The organism is Bradyrhizobium sp. Arg816 (assembly GCF_029989365.1).
In the GTDB taxonomy this organism is placed as follows: domain Bacteria; phylum Pseudomonadota; class Alphaproteobacteria; order Rhizobiales; family Xanthobacteraceae; genus Bradyrhizobium.
The window spans coordinates 1-19,855 of sequence record NZ_JAPRAQ010000049.1; the positions used below are offsets into that span (position 1 = coordinate 1).

The window sequence follows — 19,855 nt, forward strand, 5'->3', positions numbered from 1 at the left end:
ACCGCCGTAAGTGTCTGAGCGGGTCCTGGCAGAGGCCACGGGCGCAAAGTGGGCATCGTCACGCAATTCGGATGGCGTCGGCGCATTCAGCTCAATAAACGACTCAAGACCGCCGTAGGTGTCTGAGGGAGCCGCGGGGACGTGGGCGGGCGCAAAATGAGCGTCGTCGCGCAATTCGGACGGCGTCGGCGCAACAAGGTCGACAAATGACTCAAGACCGCCGTAAGTGTCTGAGCGGGTCCTGGCAGAGGCCACGGGCGCAAAGTGGGCATCGTCACGCAATTCGGATGGCGTCGGCGCATTCAGCTCAATAAACGACTCAAGACCGCCGTAGGTGTCTGAGAGAGCTCGAGGAGTTAATGAGGACACGGGAGCTCGCATCTGCTCCCTCAAGAAAGCCCAAGCACCCTCGCTCGGGGTGGCAGGGCTCGTGGGAAGCGCCTGCGGCGGGCCGAGCGGGCCACCGACCCCGGCCGGGAAAGTTGACTGTTCACGGGTTTGTAGTCGCAAGCTTTGGTTCGCCTCGGCGAGTTTCAAGAAATTTCGAAGATGCGGCAAGTCGGAGCCGTATAGTTTGCCTCCTGCTCGTCCGAACGCTGCCACATCGTTGTGCAGCGTTAACGACTCCCTTTCAGAACGGTTAAGTCGGCCGGCTATGTTCTCCCTGCCACTTTCTTTCAGCCATGCGCTTAGGGCGCCAAGACGTGCAGCGCGCTCCTCGGCAGATTTCCTTTGCGCTTGTGTAACTTTGGGATGTTTCACAGCTTGGTCGAGCGCGCCACCGATGAGGACGGCGTCTTCGGGGCCAAACTCGCGAATCATCTTCAATGCGGGCAGGAGGGCCCTGTGGCCCCGGAATAGCTGTTTGGCGCGCTGGATGCGTGACTCGTGATCGAGCATCGTGATAGCATAGCCCTCGCAGCTAAGAGCTTCAGAAAATGCGCGAAGGAAGCCGCTATACCTCTTAACGATAGGTGCGGGTAGCGTGCTGCTGCGAGCCGCGCTCTCGATGAGCCCTTCGTCTTCTGGCCGAATATTTCGTCTAGCACCGAACTCAACATGCTCCCGACGCAGGTTCAAGGCGGGAATCATTCTGGAGTCATCCCGAAAGACTTTCTTGGCGTGGGCTACCAGCGACTCGTGATCGAGCACGGAAATCGATTGATTGCTACGCGCAAGGTCATGCCCAATCCGACGAAGAGCCGCTCCATAGCTATTGACCGTTGCATCGTTCGCACCGTGGCTCTTCGCTGACCGACACACTTCCTCGATGAAGGAGCACTCTTCATCAGACAACCGAAAAGTGCCGCGCCGGACGGCAGTAGCGGGTCGCTTGCTGCTGGCAGCCGCCTTCTCGATGAGGGCCTCGTCGTCCGGCGGAAGTTTTCGTTTCCACGCGGAACGGCTTAATGTAGCATCCTGCTCACGATACCCCCGAAGGACGCGCAAGGCTTCAAACAGTTGATGGTAATCCGAGAAGAACTGGCCGGCGTGACTTAGCAGCGCATCGTCAGTTAGCGCAGAAATCGATTGCCGCTTACTCGCGAGATCATTTCCCAACCGACGAAGAGCCGTCCGATAGTTCTCGATGGTTGCATCGCGCAGTCCCTGGGGTCCACCCAATGACAGCATCACTTTCTCGATGAGCGAGCCGTCTTCATCAGACAGAGGAGGGGGGCATCGGTTTTGAGGCGCGGGCGGCGCTGGGACGGGAGCAGCAACGGCCTGTCGTGCCTCGTCCAGGCGCTGCTCAAAGCTTGGGTGCGCTGCCTCCTCCGCTTGCCTCGCCTCACCCGGCTGTTCCTGCGCGAACGTGGGATCATACCTACCTTGCCAATCCGAGGAGAATGGATTGATTCTGTCCGGATCCATAGCGACGTCCTTTTGAGTTCACGAGGCCACTACTACGCCTCGGGAGCTGACGAGAGGCTGACGGCCTGCGGTAATTTCGCCGATACGGACGTTCGCTTTGGGATGCCGCTTTAAGTGTGCGGGCAGCGCGCATCGTCCTATTAAGGACAGCGCATGGGGAGCGCTTTACAAAACGCCCATCCCGGCCGCCAACGTGATCAAGGACAAAAACGTTTTGTCCTGGGATGTTGATCGTGCATCCTTATTGCACCTTGGAAGGACGCTGTACAGCGATGCGAAGACAGGCCCGGAGTTCGACCATGGCCATCAACTTTTGTAGTTGGCATGCCTCAGACGCTCGCAACGATAATCATCGAGCGCGATGCGGACGCCGGCTTGACGAAGTTCGTCAATCACGATCTTCGCAGCCCCGTTCTCACCGATGCTGGCGCCACGGTCACCTTCCGCGGCACCGATGTCGTGGCGATCCTGGAACGGGCCTGCAAGGAAGTGGGATTCCCGGCGACGATCCGTGGGGTCAATATTGCAGACGATGACGTAATTGCGGTCGGCGCCCGCGGCACGAAAGGTCCGCTATCTTCAAGCCTTCTGCGATCTTACGAATCGGAGGGGCTATGAAGCAATATGTTGGGCTGGATGTCTCGCAGAAAGAAACGTCAGTATGTGTGATCGACGAGGTAGGTCAGGTCTTGCTCCAAGATTTTGATCGACCAGATCGCCGAGCGGTTCGCCGTCAGCCTCGGCGCGGTGCGCGAGGCCCTGTCGCGGCTCACCTCCGATCGCCTCGTGGTCGCGGAGCCGCAGCGCGGCTTCATGGTGGCGCCGATTTCGGCGGCCGACCTCATCGATCTCACCGCTGTCCGCATCGACATCGAGACACGGTGCCTGCGGTCGTCGATCATGCGGGGCACGCTGGAAGTGGACACGTCTGCATGCGCGTTTCCATGACGACCTGATCGAGGCCTGCGACAGCGTGTGGTGGCTGCGGCTGCGCAACCAGTTGTTCCTGCAGGCCGAGCGCTACCGCCGCATGCTCTTGCCCTATACCCGCGTCGAACGTCACGTCGACGAGGAGCACCGCGAAATCCTCGAGCTAACGTTGGCGCGCAACGCCGACCGTGCATCTGACGCGCTCGCCGCGCACCTGCAGCGTACGGCCGACATCCTGCTCGGCTCCGACGCGCCGTTCGCTGACGTGCCGCACAGCGCTGCAACGGCGCGGCTAACCCTCAGGGCCGGCAAGGCCGACTGACATCCTTCAACACGAGAGGACCACCGCCATGGCACGCAGAAGCGTGATCATCACCTGCGCGATCACGGGATCGCTGCACACCCCCTCGATGTCCCCCTACCTGCCGATCACACCCGACGAGATCGTCGCGGAGTCGGTCGCAGCAGCAGAGGCCGGCGCGTCGATCATCCATCTGCACGCACGCGATCCGAAAGACGGCCGCCCGACCGCCGACCCGGACGTGTTCATGCAATTTCTACCCCGCATCAAGCAGCAGACCGGTGCGGTAGTGAACATCACCACCGGCGGCGGACCCGGCATGACGCTCGACCAGCGCCTCGCCGCTGCCGAGCGCGCGAGCCCGGAGATGACGTCGCTGAACATGGGCTCGATCAACAACGGCCTGTTCGCCGGCGCGCGGCGCATCAAGGACTATCGCTTCGACTGGGAGAAGCCGTTCCTCGAGAGCGGCAAGACCTCGTACTTCGAGAACTCGTTCCACAATATCGAAACCATCATGAGAAGGCTTGGCGAAGGCCATGGTGTACGCTTCGAGTTCGAGTGCTACGACATCGGCCATATCTACAACCTCGCCTACATGCTGGACCAGAAGCTCTACGACGGTCCGCTGTTCCTGCAGTTCATCCTCGGCATTCTCGGCGGCGTCGGCGCCGAGATCGATACCCTCTGCTGATGGTGCGCACCGCGCAGCGGCTGTTCGGCCACGATGTCGAGTGGTCTGTTCTGGCGGCCGGCCGTCACCAGATGCCGATGTGCACGCACAATGCGCTGATGGGCGGCAACGTCCGCGTCGGGCTTGAGGACAGCCTCAATCTCGGCCGTGGCGAGCTTGCGAAATCCAATGCCGAGCAGATCGCGAGATCCGCCGCATCCTCTCGGAGCTGGGCTTCGACATCGCGACACCCGACGAAGCCAGGTCGCGGCTCGCGCTGAAGGGCGCGAGCCATGTGAACGTCTAAGGTGGCGTGCGCCGGTGCTTCCTCAGGTTCGCAACGGGCCCGATATTCGGCTGTGAGAGTCTCGGCGGCCGAGATGCGGCTCGAGGCTAGGCCGACTTTCGCTGCGGCTTGGCGGTCGGCATCTTCGCCGCGGCCTCTTTCGACTTTTTGCCGGTGATCGGCATCAGCATTTCCTTCTGCCCGGCGGCCGCCTGGCGCGGCTTCTTGGCTTCACCTCGGCGCCTCTGTAGGGCCCATCGCTCGTCCGATGCTCTTGCGCAGCGCGTCCATCAGATCCACGACGTTCTCACCTTGAGGACGCGCTTTCGCGGTGATGGGTTCGCCGGCGCGCTTCTGGTTGATGAGATCGATGAGGGCGGTTTCGTACTGGTCTTCGAAATTGTCCGGCTCGAAATGGCCCGCCTTCTGATTGACGATGTGTTTGGCGATCGAGCATGTCCTTGGTAACTTTGACATCCTGGATGTCGTCGAAATACTCCTCCGCGGAGGCATCGTGCCCGACTTTGCCGTCCGGACGCAGGTAGTAGGGGCGGATGAGATATCGCGGATCGATCTCGCTGCGGTCGATGAATTCGTCGATCTCGATGGTTCGCGTCGACTCCAGCGCGACGTTCTCGAGGTCCTCCTTGCTCACCTCGATGAAGGTATCGGTATCAACCTTGTAGCCTTGACGATGTCCTCGTTGTCGACTTCCTCGCCGGTGTCGGCGTCGACCCTGGCGTACTTGATCCGATGGCCGGTCTTTCGGTTCAACTGGTTGAACGAGACCTTTTCGGATTCGGAGGTGGCCGGATAGAGCGCAACGGGACAGGTGACGAGGGAAAGACGCAGGAAGCCTTTCCAGTTAGCGCGGGGGGCCATGGGAACTCCGATACTGATGCAGGATTCAAGACGGACGACCCGGCTTGGGTCCGACATCGCGGCCGTCCTACAGGAGGATTTTTCTCAGCAGCCGCCCACGCTCGATATCAGGGGCAGCATCAAGAATAGCAAGATTAGCTCGAACTCGTATTTTGTTTCGAGGATAGGATTTGAACCTGCGAGAGCCTGACGAGGTTTTGCCGAGGCATCGAGACTGTTCGCCTCGGTTGAGCGAGCGGGATGCAAACCACGTTCCCGAGCGGGCGAACCGTGCCCGCAACCTGACGATCGTCGAACAGACGGCCGACACCCGGGACTCTTTCGCACCCGACACCGTGGCAGCGCATCGGCTAATCGCACACCACAACGCGTCCGTATCGCCTGTAAACGTAGTAGCAGTCGCCGTCCGGGTAATAGCCATCGCGCGAGCCGCTATAGGCGTAGCCGGCAGTGGCTCCGGCGGCGTAGGCGCCTGCGGCATGGGCGGCGCGATAGCCGTATCGGGCTTCGCCGTAGCGACCGTAGCCTCCGAAGCGGTTGGAGATAACCGATGTGGCGCGCGTTGCGTTCGCCACCGCGGGTCCGCCGCGCCCAGCCCCCGCGAGAGCACCGCGCGGTGCGGGCCCGGCACCGAGACGAGGCGCCGGGCCACCGAGGCCGGCACGTGGCGCACCGCCAGGCCCCATCGGAGGATGTGCCGCGAAGGCTGGAGGACCTCCGGCTGGTAGCGGAGGCGGCCCGCCGGCCGCAATCGGCGGAGGTCCGGCCATGGGGGGCGGCGGAGGAAACTGCGCGAACGCTGAATCGGGAGACAGCGACATGGTTGCGAGCGTCACGGGGACCGACAGCATCAACAGTATCTTGCGGGACATAGTCTTTTCTCTTCTCTCGCTAAAACTGAGTTTCGAGGATGGGCGCCGGCGTGGATCCGGAGGCTTCTTTCGGGGCAGGCATGTCGTGCACGAGCGCAGCGGGCTCGTCCGTGGATGAGTGATCGCTGTGATCCGGGTGAATGCGGAACCAGGCCACATACAGCGCCGGCAGGAACAGCAGCGTCAGCAGTGTGCCGACGATGATGCCGCCCATCATCGCGTAGGCCATCGGGCCCCAAAAAATCTCGCGCGCGATCGGAATCAGCGCGAGACTTGCGGCGGCTGCGGTCAGCAGGATCGGCCGCATGCGATGCTCGGTCGCCTCCACGACGGCCTCCCAGGCTGGACGCCCCTCCCTCTTCAGATCCTCAATCTGCACGATCAGGATCACCGAGTTGCGGATCAGGATGCCGATCAAGGCGAGCACGCCGAGGATGGCAACGAAGCCAAGCGGCGCGCCGCTCGGCAGCAGAGCCATGACGACACCGATCACGGCGAGCGGCGCGACCGCGAACACCAGGAACAGGCGATGGAAGCTCTGCAACTGAATCATCAGGACCGTCGCCATGACGAACAGCATGAGCGGGACGACGGCCACGATCGGCGCCTGGCTCTTGGCGCTCTCCTCGACGGCACCGCCGATATTCACCGAATAGCCCGCCGGTAGCTCCCTGGTGAATTCCGCCACCTTCGGCGCGAGCTGATCCACGATAGTCTTGGGCTGCACGTTGCCGACGATGCCGGCCTTCAGCGTGATGGTGGGGATCCGCGCGCGCCGCCAGATCGTCGGCTGCTCGAGCTCGTAACGCAGATTGGCCACGGCCCCGAGCGGCACGGATTGACCGCTGAGGCCCGTCAATTGCAAATCGCGCAGGGTGTTGATGGAAGCACGTTCCGGCGCGGTCGCACGTCCCGTGACATTGACGAGATAGATGCTGTCGCGAACCTGGGTGATCGGCGTGCCCTCGAGCACGGAGTTCAAGGTCGTGGCGATGTCCTCCGAGGTCACCCCGAGTTGGCGCGCCTTGTCCTGGAGAACGTCCACCTTGACGACGCGGGCCGGCTCCATCCAGTCGAACACGACATTGCCGAGATCGGGATTGCCCTGCACGATGCCGGCAAGCTTCTGCGAAAGATCTCGGACCTTGGCGATGTCAGGGCCACTCAAGCGATACTGCACCGGACGACCCACCGGGGGGCCGACCTCGAGTAGCTTGACGTAGGTGTCGGTGCCGGGGAACGTCTTCTTCAGGTAGTCCTCGAACCGTGCCTTGACCTGATCGCGCGCCTTGATGCCGCCCTTGGTCACGACCACCATCTGGCCGAACCAGGTGTTCGCGGTCTGCACGTCGAAGGACAGGACGAAGCGCGGCGAGCCGGTGCCGACATAGGTCGACCAGTGATCGACCGAATGATTGTCCTGAAGCTGTTCGCGCTCGAAGCGCGCCATCTGCGCATTGGAGTCCGCGATCGACGCGTTCTGCGGCAAGTTCCAGTCGATCACCAGCTCAGCGCGGTCCGAAGACGGGAAAAACTGCTGCTGCACGAAATTCATGCTGAACAGCGCAAGCAGAAAGGCCGCAACCGTAACGCCGATGGTGATCCAGCGGTAATGCATGCAGAAGAGCAGCAGGCGCGCGAACAACCGCGCTACGCGCCCCTTCTCCTCATGATGGCCCTTCATTTTGGCGGGCAGGACCGTGACGCCGAGCAACGGCGTGAACAGCACCGCGACGATCCAGGAGACGATCAAGGAGACCGCGATGACAACGAACAGCGTGAAGGTGAATTCTCCCGCATTGCTGTTGTTGAGCCCGATTGGAATAAAGCCGGCGACGGTCACCAGCGTGCCCGTCAGCATGGGAAAGGCGGTCGAAGTATAGACGTGGGTTGCCGCCTTTTCGATGGGATCGCCCACCTCGAGCCGCGCCACCATCATTTCCACGGCAATCATGGCGTCATCGACCAGGAGGCCGAGCGCGATGATCAGGGCGCCAAGCGAAATTCGCTGGAGCGAAATGCCGGCATAGGCCATCACGACGAACGTGATGGCGAGAACCAGCGGGATCGCAATCGCGACGACAAGTCCGGCGCGCATCCCCAGACTGAGGAAGCTTATGCCGAGAACAATGATCACGGCCTCAAACAGCGCCTCTGTGAATCCCGACACCGCATGCTCGACAACGATGGGCTGATCAGCGACGAGGTGAACGCCGACGCCGATCGGCAAGTCGGCCGTAATTCTCGACATCTCCTCTTTCAGCGCCTCGCCGAAATGCAGGAGGTTGGCACCGGACTTCATACCGATGGCAAGCGCAATCGCCGGCTCCCCGTTGTACCTGAACAAGGTCTTGGCCGGATCGGCATAACCGCGCGTGATGGTTGCGACGTCGGTCAGGGGAAAGAAGCGATCATTGACGCGCAGATTGACCGCCTTCAGGCTGGCCTCTGATGTGAACTGGCCGTTCACGCGCACACTGATCCGCTCGGGCCCCTCCTGGAAAACGCCGGACGGCGCGACCGCATTCTGCCCCTGCAGAGAAGCCATGATGGAGTGGACGTCGAGACCGAGCGCCGCGATCTTGCGGGTGGAGAATTCGAGATAAATGACCTCGTCCTGCGCGCCCAGGATGTCGACCTTGCCGACATCGGGCACGGTCAAGACCTTGGCCCGGATGTCCTCGACCTGATCGCGGAGCTGACGCTGGCTCAAGCCGTCGCTGGTGAAAGCATAGATGTTGCCGAACACGTCGCCGAAGCGATCGTTGAAGCCCGGTCCGATCACGCCTTGCGGAAAATCGCCCTTGATATCCGCGATCATGTTGCGGACGCGAATCCAGGTCGGCTTCACATCAGCAGCCTTTGTGGTGTCACGCAGGTAGACGAAGACGGTGGTCTGGCCGGCGACAGTCACACTCTTCGTGTAATCGAGCGATTCCAGCTCCTCGAGCTTCTTCTCGATCCTGTCGGTGACCTGCCGCGTCATCTCCTCGGGCGAAGCGCCCGGCCATTGCGCCTGAATCACCATGGTTTTGATGGTGAAGTCGGGATCTTCCTGCCGTCCCAACTGGAGGTACGCAAACAGGCCGGCCGCCATGAAGGCGATCATGAAATACCAGACGAGCGAACGATGGCCCAGCGCCCAGTCGGAAAGGTTGAACGACTTCATGGCTTCTCATCCTGTTCGATACGGACTTGCTGTCCTTGCTTGAGGCTGTGGATTCCAGCGGTGACGACACGCGCGCCGGGGGCGAGCCCGCCGACGACGCGCGCGCCGGTTCGATCGGCCATGACATCGATCTTTTGCAGCGACACCGTGCTGGCGGGCTGATCGACGATCCAGACGAAGTTTTCGCCGTCCTTGGCGAGCAACGCCGAGGCAGGCAGGCGCAACATACGTGTTTGGCGGTTGTCCAGCTTCGCGGTGACGGTCGCACCGAGGCGGAAGCCTTCCGGCGGGTTGCCGAGCGCAATGCGAACCCGCCGCAATCGCGTCGCCGGATCGGCCTGCGGGGCGATCTCGCGAATGCTGCCCTGCACCTGAACCGCGGGCAAAAGCTGCAGGCTGACCGTGAATGGTAGGCCGACCTCAAGCGGCAGCGGAAAGTCCGGTCCGATATCGACGACAGCTTCGCGAATATCGGGCCGCGCGATCGTCACCACGCTTTGGCCGGGAGAGACCACCTGGCCGACTTCCGCGCCGACCGCGGTGACCACGCCGGCGAAGTCGGCCCTGATCTGCGAATAGCCGAGCTGCTCGATCGCCTTGGTCAGATTTGCCTGTTCGTGCGCCACCGTTGCTTCGGCACCGGCCCGCGCCTGCTCGGCGTTATCGAGCGTCTGCCTTGTGGTTGCGTCGGTGGTGATGAGCTTTCGTTGCCGTTCCTCCGTCGCTCGGGCGGTCGCGAACTGCGCCTCGGCCTTGGCAAGCTCCCCTTTGGCCGAGCGAACGGCGAACTCGAGGGCCGTCGAGTCAATGATGCCGACCGTCTGTCCTTCATTCACGAGATCACCGACATAGACGGGACGGGCAGTCAGGCGTCCCAGCACGCGGAAGCCGAGATTGGTTTTGTAGCGTGGCTCGACGACGCCCACCGCAACCGTATCGTCGGCGTGGTCCGCTTCGAGAAGAACCGATTGGACGGGCCGCACGGGCGCCGGCGCCTTTGTCTCCTGCTGACATCCGGCAAGTGCGAGCGCGCATGCAAAGGGAGCAGCCACTATCGTTGCGCGGCTCGTCATGAGGGATCTCCTTCATAAGTCACGGGCTGGCCCACGCTCAAAAGCTTCCCGCCGTCGACGACGACACGCTCGCCAGGTTCGAGACCCGCCTTGATCAACACTTCTCCGGCCTCGTAGCCACCGACCGTGACCGGCTTCAGCGAGGCGGTCCGCGTTGCGGGATCGACGGTCCAGACCGCGGGCCTGGTACCTGCCGCCATCAATGCACTCCAGGGCAATGCGATCTGGCGCTGGGCCTCTACTTTCACAGTTCCTGCGACGGCGCTCCCAAGCGTCATTGCGGCAGGCGGATCCTCAATCGCCACCTTGACTCGAACAGTTGAACTCCGGGCGTCGACGGCCGGCGAAACCTCGCGAACGTGGCCGCTTGCGGTCGCGCTCGCATCGGAGACGAGCGCTAACGAAACGTCGCGGCTATCGGTATTGCCGAGGAAAATCGACTCATAGACGTCAAAGACGGCATCCAGCCCCCCATCCTGCGCCAGCGAAAATACCGGTTGCGTAGCCTGTACGACCTGACCCGTTTCCAGGTTGCGCGCGGTGACGACGCCGTCGGCTTCGGCCCGCAGCCCGGTGTAGCCAAGGGCGTCCTTTGACGTCCCGAGCAGCGCTCTTGCCGTTTCGAGTGCGCCTTCGGCGGTTCGCAATCCTTCCTGTGCCTGGTCGTAGGTCGTGCGCGTGGTAAAGCCGCTTGCGATCAGCGCCTTCTGCCGCTCGAAGGTCGCCTTCGCAACACGCAGCTGGGATGCTGCGGCGAGGACAGCAGCGGTCGCGGCGTCGACGTCGGCCTCCTGCTCGGCCGGGTCGAGAAGGGCCAGCACCTCGCCGGCCTTGACGCGGGTCCCGACCTCGACATAGCGCGCGATCACACGTCCGCTGACACGGAACGACAGATCGGCGCGGAAACGGGGCTGCACCTCGCCGGTCAGGGTGATCGAGGCTTGCCGGTCCTTCGGACGGACGACCTCCGTGCGTACGAACGCGGCGCGCGCGGACGGAGCATCGCCGCGATCGTTGCAGCCGCCGAGCGCAGCTGCGACAAGCGCGATCGCCAAGCCGGCGAGAGGCCTCGGCAAGCGCCCTGCTCGATTGATTTTGGTGTGGTTCGAATAGCGCGGCTTCATTGCGCGTCCATGCGGTGAGAGGGTGACAGCAGCTCGCCCAGGACGTCCGGACCCTTGCGGAGCGAGACCAGGTCGTTCGGATGCGCTCGCGACAAACTCGAATCGGCTCCGATCGCGGCGGGGCGCTCGACCTGATCCGAGAGGCTGGAGCCCGCGCCAGGCGCCCCGGACGACCTCGCCTTCAGCGGGCGCGGCGACCTCATGCGGCGCGTCGCCATCGACCGGTTCGCCTGCCGTTCCCGCTCGCTCACGTGAAACGAGAGAACGACGGATGTGAACTCGGCGGCGAAGCCGTGCTCAATGCGTCCGCCCAGCCCCTTGGCAAGGTCACTGCTGATCTGGAACTCGCGACCCAGGGCCGCCCGCGCCAACCGCGAGCCGTTATCCAGCACGACGCAGTTCACCACCGCGCCGATGCGCGACAGCTTGACTTTGATCTCGCCGGCGCGCGCGTCGAAATACGCATGCTTTGCCGCGTTGACGATGAGGTCGTGGACGATCAAGCCAAGCCGCCAGCACCGCTCGGATTGAAGCGGGAGAGATTCAGTGGCGAATGCCAGCCGGATCCCCATTCGATCCAATAGGGACTGGCGCATGGCGCAGCCCAGTTTGCGAATGTAAGTCGCGGCGTCATGGAGGGCTTCACCCTGGGGCATTGCGAGCGCCCGATGCAGCTGCCCATGTCCGCGCAGCAGCTCGACCACATCGCTCAAGGCGGCCTTCGCTTCCGTCCCGTCGGCCCGGATCACGGCAGCCGACACCAGATCAATCGCGGTGTCGATCCCTTGATCGACCCTGTGATGCAATTCGCGCAGCAGGACGCCGTCTTGTGGGCGGCACGGGTCCGGTCTCAACATAGTCACTGTGATCTCCTGAGGTGGACGGGATGATCGCGGGCCAACACTCTTGGTCAGCTCGAGCGGCATAAATAAACTATACCGTATATTTTCTTTTTATTGCCTTTCGACCCGAGGTATGTCAAGTGCGATCTGCGCGCGCACAGACTCGTGATTGGGAGATCGACGGATGACGAAGAAGAGCACCCCGAAACGGGGCAGGCCGCCCAAAGACCTTGCCGGTGACGTCCAGGCTCGTATCCTCGATGCGGCACAGCAACTCTTTCTCGAGAAGGGCTACCGCAGCGCCAGCATCGATGACATCGCCGAGATGGCGCCGGCGAGCAAACCAACGATCTATGCCCACTTCCCCGGCAAGGAGGCACTGTTCGCAGCTGTAGTGGCCCGTACCATCAGCGGGCTAACGGATTTCGAAGGCTTCGAGCCCGAGGGCCGCACCCTTCAGGACAAGCTCATGAGCCTCGGCACCGTGATCGTGGAGAAGGTCATCGAAGAATCGCTCGGGATGGTTCGCGCCACGATCGCCGAAGCGCAACGTTTCCCCGAGTTGAGCCGCAACGTCCACGATGCCGCGCGCGATCGCTCCGTTAATGCCGTTTCCCAGCTATTGAATGAAACGACGCAGAAGCTTGCTCGCTCACCAAAAGGTCCTTTCAGCGGCAAGCGAAGCCTTGCCACCGCGCAGATCTTCCTGGATCTGATTCTGCTCCCGATGCTGCTTCGTTCGCTGGTGGGGGAAACACCGAAAGATTTGCGCCGGGAGTTGCCGTCGTTCGTGCGCGAACGGGTTGGCTTCTTTCTTGCGGCCTGTGAGGCAGACTGGACGCCGTGAGCCAGCAATGCCCAGGCGCTAGGTGCGAAAGGCGGACTTGTAACGCAAATCGGTCCGGATGCTGGTCACTTGAGGGGGCGCGTTAACTAGCGTTGCGCTATTCAGCGCCCCCGCGCAGAAGTTCATCATCTCGTTGAAGGCCGGCCGAAGAGCCACCGCCTTGATACGGGACGGATTGAGGTATGCGTCCATGGCATCCAGCAGGCAGCAGGCCAACGCCATCGAACTTCCTGCTCGAAATTCGCCATCGGCCTGTCCGGCCGCAATGACCGACTGCACGACACTGCGAAGGCGATCCGCATGGGACTGGCTGGCCGGCCAGTTTGCTTGTCCTGCGGCGACGACCAGTTCATGCAGTCGGACATTGTTTGCCAACCGATCTTCATGCGTCCGGGAGATCGCCCCGAAGGCGGCGTTTAACCGCTCCAGACTCGAGCGACCGCTTCGCGCCGCAATTGCAACCGCCGCGGACACGTCCTCAAGCAGCTCTGTCACGACGGCCTCTTCGAGCGCTCGGCGGGAGGGATAGAACCGATAGAGATTTGCGGGGGACATTGATGCGTCGCGAGCGACGTCGGCAACCGTCGTCTTCCGGTGCCCGATCTCCCGGTACAAGCGGATTGCGGCCTGCACAATTCGTTCACGAGTGTACGACGACCCAACCTGGTGGGTAGTCCGGGCCTTCAGCATGTTCGGCCTCAACGCGCCGGAATCGCGTGCATTTCACGCCGGCAGGCCTCGCCGAATTCACGCAACGGATCCATCTCCTCCATGAAGCCCGGCAGGTCGACGAACGACGTGTTCGGTGCAAGATAGGTTTCGATGATCCGTCGGCCTGCCCGCTCCGCGGCGTGGACCACCTGATCGTCAGACAGAATCCGCATACGCCCGATAAGTGCATACAAATTCACCAGCGCAGGGATCTCGGATTTGTCACTGGTCAGCGCGTCCGCGTAAAGCCGCGACGCCTCCTCAATGAAGCTGCGATACAGCTTTTCACGTTTAGAGACTCCGTGAGCATAGTGGCGCTCGCGGAGCCTGCGGCGACGGGTGACCCAGCCCGTCACGATGGTGGAGATCGCTCCGAAGGCCGAGCCCCCGAACGCGGCGAGAGCGGGAACATATATCGTGTTCATACGATCATTCCTCATCTTTTGTGCCGCGATACCGCTGCGATCCTACCGTCCTGACCGCAGCCGTGGCGGCTGCGTGCTCGAAGGCGGCTGCGCAGGCATGGCTCAGGTCTGACTTTTTTTGCCTGAGGCAGACTTCCACATTCGTGGCGTCAGGGATGTAGCCCGCGCACAGACGAAACGCGTCAGGCGCGCATGCCGCCCTCTGCTCGGGTGTGCCGCGACTCTCCTGCGCGAAGGCAGTCCCGGCGCCCAATGAAACCGACACCAAGACTGCGAACATCATCTGCTTCTTCAACATAACCGATCCTCTCTCCACGTAAGGCACCAGAACGGTGACCACGGGCTCGTCCGTCGTCGCGGTTCGATCAGCACGAAAACCAGTTTGTGAGTCTCTGCTCTTGACACGTCCCGTGATCCGCGCTGTATATGAACTATACGGTATAGTTTATTTAAGAGACGACAGATGTCAAGCCTGTTCTTAGCGCTCGCCCGGGAAAATCCTTGGCCCGGGATTGCGGTCGCATCGCTCAACTTGATGGTGGCCTTGTCGCTCGTGGGCCTGAGCCTGCTGCTGGGTGTCACGATTTCGGTGCTCGCGTGGGTGCATGCGCTCGCCGAGCGCGCCCCCGCGCCGGTGCGGCATGCTGCCAACCCGCGGGGCGTCGCATGACCGCGGATCTACTGCTCGCTCGCGATTGCATCATCTGTTGCGTCGCCGCCTGGCTCGCGCCGGTCGAATGCATGTTCGACATGGTCGAATCGGAACTCGCCCGCAGGGGCGTGGAGCTTGACGGGGTCGAGCCCCCTTCCCCGCCCGCCTCCTGAGCGTCCTGGAATTCCGACATGCTCAACTTCACCGAAGTGTTCGACGTCATGCAGGTGGAGCCGGCCACCGGCTCCTCAGTCTGGACCGTACTCACCGGCACGCGAACGGCGCTCGAGCGCGACGGACACATGGTCGACCCGAACGCGATGGCCTGTTGCCCGATCGAATGGCTCGACGAGCGCGGCTATCTCGATGCCGAACTCGCCCGACAGCATCCGCGCCCCTGGGGCATCTGACAACGAGACGGAATCATTCCATGTCCGGGAGCCGGCTGCCGTGAGCAGGAAATCTGTGTTGTCGAGACACGCGGGCACCCGCGTCGAACAGGAGCTTCCCCTGCGAGCTTATTTTCTGTCGGTTGGAGCAGGGTTGCTCTTGCTGCTGTTAGCAGCCGACTGGGCACTGCCCGCACCCCGGCCGAGCTGGCTCATGGACTCGCATTCTGCGCTGCCGCCGATCCGAGTTCATTCGGATCTGAAGGGACCGGATCCGGTTTTCATCGATACCAATGTGATCTCCGCTAACCGGGCGCCCGCGGAAAACGAGAGCGCCGCGGCTCCGTCGCAGATTCCGCGCCCCGAAGTGGCCGCTGCTGCTGCCAATGTTAGTTCGACCGGCGGTTCATCAACGGACACGCACCTGCGCGAAAGCCTCGCGCAACTGCAGTCGGCCGCTCCTGATCGAGCAGTTCCGGCCAGGAAGCCGCGAAAGATCACGGCAAGACAGCGCAAGCATGTCACAGGGACCGACCGGAACCAGGCTGGGATCTGCGCCTGGCTCGCAGCTCGAAACATTCTGGAGTGGTTCGCTTGATTGATCGGAGAGAACCGCCCTTGACGCGGCCTCATTGCGAGCGACGCCGTTAGACACCCTTAGACAGGACGCCACAGGATTTACTAAATGCCGAAGAACCAGCTGTTTGCCTTCATCGTTTGGTCAGCCACGCTCGCTGCCACCGGGGCTATCGCCGATGTCGCCCGGACGCCTGCCAACGCAGAAAGCCGCAGCGCAGCCGCGCAGGCAGACATCGACGAAGCAGCCATGCACCGTGTGCTCGAACAATTCAGCACCACACGGTTACCACTCGGTGAGGCAATGGCGATCGCGGAGCGCCTGCATGACGGATCGAGGACCGCCGACGTCAGCTTCGAGATATCGGGGCCGGCCGTCTATCGCGTGCGCACCGTCAAGAATGAGCGGGTTTTCGAGAATGTCATTGATGCGAACACCGGGAAAGTGTCGCAGGCGGAAATTGCGTCTTCCCTGAAGGAACTGGCTCGAGATGATTTAGCCAACATCGTCGCCCTGAAGTGGATCAGGCAAGAGTTGTCGGAAGCGGTGCAGGTTGCGGAAAAGGCCGCGGAGGGACGCGCGCTCGCCGGTGGGCTGGTGAAGCAGGATGGCAAGCTCAACTTCGTTGTCGTCGTCGCCACTGGCGACCACTTGAAGGAAGTGATGCTCGAACCACCCAAGGTCGGACAGCGGTCAACACAGCACTGAGCCCGAACGGGCTGATGCCCGCTGAGCACGAACTCGTGAGTTGCCGGATCACCCGGCAACATATACACTACACCGTATAGTTTGTTTTATGCCGAGCGTCGTCTCGGTCACCACGCACCCGAGAGCAAGCAAAGTCATGAACTTCCAGCCCCGACCACACCTGCCGACCACCCAACGGCGGCTTCCGTTCGATTGCATCGCCCTGCTCCTGCAGGGCGGCGGCGCCCTCGGCGCCTACCAGGCAGGCGTCTACGAGGCGCTCGCCGAAGCAGGCATCCATCCCGACTGGGTCGCCGGCATTTCGATCGGCGCGATCAATGCGGCGATCATCGCAGGCAACCCGCCGGAGTCCCGTGTCGACCGCCTCCGCGATTTCTGGACGCAGGTCACTTCCACTGCGCCCTGGGATTGGGCTGGAACTTCGGTTCTCGACGTGGCGCGCAGCGACAATGCGCGCAATGTCCTCAACCAGATGAGCGCGGGCCTTGCCGCGGCATGCGGCGCAAACGGTTTCTTCTCCGCGCGCCCTCTCCTGCCCTGGCTCAACGCTGGTGGCACGACCGAGGCGACCAGCTTCTACGACACCAGCGCGTTGAAGAGCACGCTGGAGCGCCTGATCGACTTCGATCGCCTCAACGGGGGAATCACGCGCTTCAGTGCAGGTGCGGTCAATGTGAGAACAGGCAATTTCGTCTATTTCGACAACAGCACCCATACGATCCGGCCGGAGCACATCATGGCGAGCGGCGCACTGCCGCCGGGCTTTCCCGCGGTGGAGATCGAGGGCGAGCATTATTGGGACGGCGGCCTGGTTTCCAATACGCCGCTGCAATGGGTGATCGACTGGGGCGCGCCACAGGACATGCTCGCGTTTCAGGTCGATCTCTGGAGCGCGAAGGGGCAACTCCCGAGCAATATGGCCGAGGTCGTCACGCGTCAGAAGGAGATTCAATACTCGAGCCGCACGCGTGCAAGCACAGACCAATTCAAGCGCGTGCAGCGCCTGCGGCGTGCGCTGACGGCGCTCCTGGGCCGGCTCCCAGAAGATCTTACAGAGCATGAGGATGTAAAGCTCCTGAGCACCGCGGTTTCCCACAACGTCTACAACATCGTTCACCTGATCTATCGGGCGCGGAATCACGAAGGCCACTCCAAAGACTACGAGTTCTCCCGCCTCTCGATGCAGGACCATTGGCGCGCAGGCTATCACGATGCGCTACGCACCCTGCGCCACCCCGAGGTACTCGCACGTCCAGCCAGCGCGGACAGCGTCTTCACATTCGACCTGGAGAACGACGGTCGCGAATAGGCCGGCCGATCGCGGCTGGCCGCACGGAGAACCCAAATGCGTGAGAATGAAGTGCGGAAGCGGGCCTTTGCAATGCCGCTCACCAGCCCGGCCTATCCACCCGGACCGTATCGGTTTGTGGACCGCGAATATTTGATCATCACCTATCGCACCGACCCGGCAAGGCTGCGCGACGTGGTGCCCGAACCGTTGGAATTCGATGAACGCAAAGCGCTCGTCAAATACGAATTCATCCGCATGCCGGACTCGAACGGCTTTGGTGACTACACGGAAAGTGGCCAGGTCATTCCGGTCTCCTTCCGTGGGCGCAGGGGCGGCTACACCCACTGCATGTTCCTCAACGACGAAGGACCGATTGCAGGGGGACGCGAGCTCTGGGGCTTTCCGAAAAAGCTCGCGCAACCCACATTGCGAACCGAGATCGACACACTGATCGGCACGCTCGACTACGGTCCTTTGAGGGTCGCGACGGGCACGATGGGTTACAAACACCGTGAAGCCGACCTCGGCCAAGTCAGGGCTGCGCTCGAGGAGCCGAACTTCCTGCTCAAGATCATTCCGCATGTCGATGGCAGCCCGCGCATCTGCGAGCTCGTCGAATACCAACTTGAGCAAATCGCGTTGAAGGGGGCCTGGACGGGGCCCGCGGCCCTCTCCCTGATCCCGCACGCTTTGGCACCCGTTGCTGATTTGCCGGTTCTGGAGATCGTCTCCGCGATCCACATCCGTGCAGACCTCACGCTCGGTCTTGGCCGAGTGGCCCACGACTATATGCAGGAACCAACTCGACGAACGTTCCGGGCCTCGGAGCGAAGTCTGGTGACCTAATTTGCAATCCCACACAACAGAGAACCTCGCAAGCTGCGAAGCCTCCGCTGTAAGCGCAACACACAGAGCAAAGTGACTGAGATGAGTATTCTGAAGGGTAAGACGGCGGTCGTGACCGGCTCGACCAGCGGCATCGGCCTCGCATGTGCGCGTGCCTTCGCGGCCGCAGGCGCAAACATCGTGCTCAACGGGATGGGCGCGCCGACCGATGTCGAGAAGGAGTGCTCTGCAATCGAAAGCGAGTTCGCCGTCAGGGCAATCTATTCGCCCGCAGACATGGCGAAGCCGAGCGAAATATTCGACCTGATCGCGCGGGTGGAAAACACCTTCGGCAGCGTGGACGTCCTCGTCAACAATGCCGGCATCCAGCACGTCTCTCCTGTCGAAGAGTTTCCGGTCGAGAGATGGGATGCGGTCATCGCGATCAACCTGTCCGCCGCATTCCATGCCATCCGCGCAGCAGTGCCCGGCATGAAGAAGCGTGGCTGGGGCCGGATCATCACGACGGCTTCGGCACATTCGCGCGTCGCCTCGCCCTTCAAGTCAGCCTACGTCGCAGCCAAGCACGGCATCGCCGGCCTCACCAAGACAGTCGCGCTGGAGCTCGCCAGGTCGAAGATCACCTGCAACTGCATCAGCCCCGGCTACGTCTGGACGCCCCTGGTGGAAAAGCAGATCCCGAACACGATGAAGGCACGCGACATGCGCAGGGATCAAGTGATCCACGACGTCTTGCTCGCGGCCCAGCCGACGAAGGAATTCGTCACGGTCGAGCAGGTAGCCTCGCTGGCCCTGTTCCTGTGCAGCCAGGACGCCGCGCAGATCACAGGCGCCAACCTCTCTATCGACGGCGGCTGGACTGCCGCGTAGGGCCGCCAGAATGCGTGCGCGCTGGCTCTTCAAACGCACGGTGAAAGATGATGGTCGACGACTTACGATTACCCACATTTTTGAGTCAGAGTTTCGCTCCCGTTGCGATATCGATGAATCGCGATAGTCCGCGCCACATGATCAGATTCCCTGGTGGCAGATCGTTGGCGCGGGCGAGATAGCCGCCGAGCCTGGCGATCTTGATGAGATAATGCGACAATGTCTTTCGTTGGGGGCTGACTGGATTCTTGTCTTTGACTAGCCGATAAGCAATTGGATTTCAGCTTTGGTCAGTGCAAATTCCGGTGAGACATTTGGCGCTGAACGATTGAGCATCGTCATCCAAAAAATGCGCCAGCTCACAATGCAGAACACCGAGATCAGATTGGTCAATCGCTGAGCAGTCCGCAGTTGCGAGTCCTCTGCCCTACAGCCGGATTTGAGTATCTTGTGGAAGACCTCGATCTTCCATCGCAAGGAATACCAATCGAGTTTCTCGATCGCATCCCCGCGCG

21 protein-coding genes and 3 pseudogenes are annotated in these 19,855 nt (G+C 62.1%); 12 read left to right on the plus strand and 12 right to left on the minus strand.

The window, feature by feature from the left end; translation table 11 throughout:
* Positions 1–1,872 (minus strand): annotated as a pseudogene (locus OWC48_RS44975) (hypothetical protein); the annotation flags it as partial.
* Between the two features lie 324 nt (positions 1,873–2,196).
* Here OWC48_RS44975 and OWC48_RS44980 point away from each other — a divergent pair.
* The 4 genes and pseudogenes from OWC48_RS44980 to OWC48_RS44995 all read left to right on the plus strand — a co-directional run bounded on the left by OWC48_RS44980 (position 2,197) and on the right by OWC48_RS44995 (position 4,083).
* Complete coding sequence (locus tag OWC48_RS44980) at positions 2,197–2,490, plus strand: hypothetical protein (protein WP_282525778.1); 294 nt, start codon at positions 2,197–2,199, stop codon at positions 2,488–2,490.
* 84 nt (positions 2,491–2,574) lie between these two features.
* A complete protein-coding gene (locus OWC48_RS44985) occupies positions 2,575–2,820 on the plus strand; it encodes a GntR family transcriptional regulator (RefSeq protein WP_282525779.1) in 246 nt (81 codons plus the stop codon).
* 25 nt (positions 2,821–2,845) lie between these two features.
* Positions 2,846–3,124 carry an FCD domain-containing protein gene (locus OWC48_RS44990; RefSeq protein WP_282525780.1) on the plus strand — a complete coding sequence of 93 codons (279 nt, stop codon included), beginning with the start codon at positions 2,846–2,848 and terminating at the stop codon, positions 3,122–3,124.
* Between the two features lie 28 nt (positions 3,125–3,152).
* A pseudogene (locus OWC48_RS44995) lies at positions 3,153–4,083 on the plus strand (3-keto-5-aminohexanoate cleavage protein).
* An 86-nt stretch (positions 4,084–4,169) separates the two neighbouring features.
* Here OWC48_RS44995 and OWC48_RS45000 read toward each other — a convergent pair.
* The 6 genes and pseudogenes from OWC48_RS45000 to OWC48_RS45025 all read right to left on the minus strand — a co-directional run bounded on the left by OWC48_RS45000 (position 4,170) and on the right by OWC48_RS45025 (position 12,039).
* Positions 4,170–4,944: pseudogene (locus tag OWC48_RS45000) on the minus strand (Ku protein).
* Positions 4,945–5,294: 350 nt separating this feature from the next.
* Positions 5,295–5,816 (minus strand): hypothetical protein, encoded by a 522-nt coding sequence (locus OWC48_RS45005; protein ID WP_282525781.1) that lies wholly within the window; start codon positions 5,814–5,816, stop codon positions 5,295–5,297.
* Between the two features lie 19 nt (positions 5,817–5,835).
* The gene (locus OWC48_RS45010; RefSeq protein WP_282525782.1) at positions 5,836–8,985 is read right to left on the minus strand and encodes an efflux RND transporter permease subunit; all 3,150 of its coding nucleotides are present in this window, start codon (positions 8,983–8,985) and stop codon (positions 5,836–5,838) included.
* Positions 8,982–10,058, minus strand: coding sequence for an efflux RND transporter periplasmic adaptor subunit (locus tag OWC48_RS45015; RefSeq protein ID WP_282525783.1), 1,077 nt, complete (start codon positions 10,056–10,058; stop codon positions 8,982–8,984). Before OWC48_RS45015 ends, OWC48_RS45010 begins: the two co-directional genes overlap by 4 nt.
* Positions 10,055–11,182, minus strand: a complete 1,128-nt coding sequence (locus OWC48_RS45020; protein WP_282525784.1) for an efflux RND transporter periplasmic adaptor subunit — start codon at positions 11,180–11,182, stop codon at positions 10,055–10,057. Before OWC48_RS45020 ends, OWC48_RS45015 begins: the two co-directional genes overlap by 4 nt.
* The gene (locus tag OWC48_RS45025; protein ID WP_282525785.1) at positions 11,179–12,039 is read right to left on the minus strand and encodes a sensor histidine kinase; all 861 of its coding nucleotides are present in this window, start codon (positions 12,037–12,039) and stop codon (positions 11,179–11,181) included. Before OWC48_RS45025 ends, OWC48_RS45020 begins: the two co-directional genes overlap by 4 nt.
* A gap of 169 nt (positions 12,040–12,208) precedes the next feature.
* Here OWC48_RS45025 and OWC48_RS45030 point away from each other — a divergent pair, with 169 nt between their 5' ends.
* A complete protein-coding gene (locus OWC48_RS45030) occupies positions 12,209–12,871 on the plus strand; it encodes a TetR/AcrR family transcriptional regulator (RefSeq protein ID WP_282525786.1) in 663 nt (220 codons plus the stop codon).
* A gap of 18 nt (positions 12,872–12,889) precedes the next feature.
* On the opposite strand, the gene OWC48_RS45035 is transcribed toward OWC48_RS45030, so the two are convergent.
* Genes OWC48_RS45035 through OWC48_RS45045 form a run of 3 tightly spaced genes read right to left on the minus strand, consistent with a single transcriptional unit; the run spans position 12,890 to position 14,305 of the window.
* A complete protein-coding gene (locus tag OWC48_RS45035) occupies positions 12,890–13,561 on the minus strand; it encodes a TetR/AcrR family transcriptional regulator (protein ID WP_282525787.1) in 672 nt (223 codons plus the stop codon).
* A gap of 8 nt (positions 13,562–13,569) precedes the next feature.
* On the minus strand, positions 13,570–14,007 hold the full coding sequence (locus OWC48_RS45040; RefSeq protein ID WP_282525788.1) for a hypothetical protein: 438 nt from the start codon (positions 14,005–14,007) through the stop codon (positions 13,570–13,572).
* Positions 14,008–14,011: 4 nt separating this feature from the next.
* Complete coding sequence (locus OWC48_RS45045) at positions 14,012–14,305, minus strand: hypothetical protein (protein WP_282525789.1); 294 nt, start codon at positions 14,303–14,305, stop codon at positions 14,012–14,014.
* 165 nt (positions 14,306–14,470) lie between these two features.
* On the opposite strand from OWC48_RS45045, the gene OWC48_RS45050 reads away from it, so the two are divergent.
* The 7 genes from OWC48_RS45050 to OWC48_RS45080 all read left to right on the plus strand — a co-directional run bounded on the left by OWC48_RS45050 (position 14,471) and on the right by OWC48_RS45080 (position 19,340).
* Positions 14,471–14,677: a hypothetical protein gene (locus OWC48_RS45050; RefSeq protein ID WP_282525790.1), complete on the plus strand. Its 207-nt coding sequence runs from the start codon at positions 14,471–14,473 to the stop codon at positions 14,675–14,677.
* A gap of 173 nt (positions 14,678–14,850) precedes the next feature.
* Complete coding sequence (locus OWC48_RS45055; RefSeq protein WP_282525791.1) at positions 14,851–15,069, plus strand: hypothetical protein; 219 nt, start codon at positions 14,851–14,853, stop codon at positions 15,067–15,069.
* Between the two features lie 58 nt (positions 15,070–15,127).
* Positions 15,128–15,646 (plus strand): hypothetical protein, encoded by a 519-nt coding sequence (locus tag OWC48_RS45060; RefSeq protein ID WP_282525792.1) that lies wholly within the window; start codon positions 15,128–15,130, stop codon positions 15,644–15,646.
* A gap of 87 nt (positions 15,647–15,733) precedes the next feature.
* Positions 15,734–16,333 (plus strand): PepSY domain-containing protein, encoded by a 600-nt coding sequence (locus OWC48_RS45065; protein WP_282525793.1) that lies wholly within the window; start codon positions 15,734–15,736, stop codon positions 16,331–16,333.
* 136 nt (positions 16,334–16,469) lie between these two features.
* On the plus strand, positions 16,470–17,642 hold the full coding sequence (locus OWC48_RS45070; RefSeq protein WP_282525797.1) for a DUF3734 domain-containing protein: 1,173 nt from the start codon (positions 16,470–16,472) through the stop codon (positions 17,640–17,642).
* Between the two features lie 36 nt (positions 17,643–17,678).
* Positions 17,679–18,470 carry an acetoacetate decarboxylase gene (locus OWC48_RS45075; protein ID WP_282525794.1) on the plus strand — a complete coding sequence of 264 codons (792 nt, stop codon included), beginning with the start codon at positions 17,679–17,681 and terminating at the stop codon, positions 18,468–18,470.
* An 81-nt stretch (positions 18,471–18,551) separates the two neighbouring features.
* Entirely contained in the window at positions 18,552–19,340 is a 789-nt protein-coding gene (locus OWC48_RS45080) for a 3-hydroxybutyrate dehydrogenase (protein WP_282525795.1), read from the plus strand.
* Positions 19,341–19,425: 85 nt separating this feature from the next.
* Here the strand turns inward: OWC48_RS45080 and OWC48_RS45085 are convergent, their stop codons facing one another.
* Positions 19,426–19,560 carry a hypothetical protein gene (locus OWC48_RS45085; protein WP_282525796.1) on the minus strand — a complete coding sequence of 45 codons (135 nt, stop codon included), beginning with the start codon at positions 19,558–19,560 and terminating at the stop codon, positions 19,426–19,428.
* A 38-nt stretch (positions 19,561–19,598) separates the two neighbouring features.
* Positions 19,599–19,855, minus strand: a 257-nt coding sequence (locus tag OWC48_RS45090) for a transposase (protein WP_368860692.1), incomplete at its 5' end; no start/stop codon positions are given.

What these genes read in the sequence shown, in the direction of transcription:
- OWC48_RS44980 (WP_282525778.1), top strand. Translation starts at nt 2,197, where the DNA reads ATGCCTCAGACGCTCGCAACGATAATCATCGAGCGCGATGCGGACGCC.
- OWC48_RS45005 (WP_282525781.1), bottom strand. Translation starts at nt 5,816, where the DNA reads ATGTCCCGCAAGATACTGTTGATGCTGTCGGTCCCCGTGACGCTCGCA.
- OWC48_RS45010 (WP_282525782.1), bottom strand. Translation starts at nt 8,985, where the DNA reads ATGAAGTCGTTCAACCTTTCCGACTGGGCGCTGGGCCATCGTTCGCTC.
- OWC48_RS45015 (WP_282525783.1), bottom strand. Translation starts at nt 10,058, where the DNA reads ATGACGAGCCGCGCAACGATAGTGGCTGCTCCCTTTGCATGCGCGCTC.
- OWC48_RS45020 (WP_282525784.1), bottom strand. Translation starts at nt 11,182, where the DNA reads ATGAAGCCGCGCTATTCGAACCACACCAAAATCAATCGAGCAGGGCGC.
- OWC48_RS45025 (WP_282525785.1), bottom strand. Translation starts at nt 12,039, where the DNA reads ATGTTGAGACCGGACCCGTGCCGCCCACAAGACGGCGTCCTGCTGCGC.
- OWC48_RS45030 (WP_282525786.1), top strand. Translation starts at nt 12,209, where the DNA reads ATGACGAAGAAGAGCACCCCGAAACGGGGCAGGCCGCCCAAAGACCTT.
- OWC48_RS45035 (WP_282525787.1), bottom strand. Translation starts at nt 13,561, where the DNA reads ATGCTGAAGGCCCGGACTACCCACCAGGTTGGGTCGTCGTACACTCGT.
- OWC48_RS45040 (WP_282525788.1), bottom strand. Translation starts at nt 14,007, where the DNA reads ATGAACACGATATATGTTCCCGCTCTCGCCGCGTTCGGGGGCTCGGCC.
- OWC48_RS45045 (WP_282525789.1), bottom strand. Translation starts at nt 14,305, where the DNA reads ATGTTGAAGAAGCAGATGATGTTCGCAGTCTTGGTGTCGGTTTCATTG.
- OWC48_RS45050 (WP_282525790.1), top strand. Translation starts at nt 14,471, where the DNA reads ATGTCAAGCCTGTTCTTAGCGCTCGCCCGGGAAAATCCTTGGCCCGGG.
- OWC48_RS45055 (WP_282525791.1), top strand. Translation starts at nt 14,851, where the DNA reads ATGCTCAACTTCACCGAAGTGTTCGACGTCATGCAGGTGGAGCCGGCC.
- OWC48_RS45065 (WP_282525793.1), top strand. Translation starts at nt 15,734, where the DNA reads ATGCCGAAGAACCAGCTGTTTGCCTTCATCGTTTGGTCAGCCACGCTC.
- OWC48_RS45070 (WP_282525797.1), top strand. Translation starts at nt 16,470, where the DNA reads ATGAACTTCCAGCCCCGACCACACCTGCCGACCACCCAACGGCGGCTT.
- OWC48_RS45075 (WP_282525794.1), top strand. Translation starts at nt 17,679, where the DNA reads ATGCGTGAGAATGAAGTGCGGAAGCGGGCCTTTGCAATGCCGCTCACC.
- OWC48_RS45080 (WP_282525795.1), top strand. Translation starts at nt 18,552, where the DNA reads ATGAGTATTCTGAAGGGTAAGACGGCGGTCGTGACCGGCTCGACCAGC.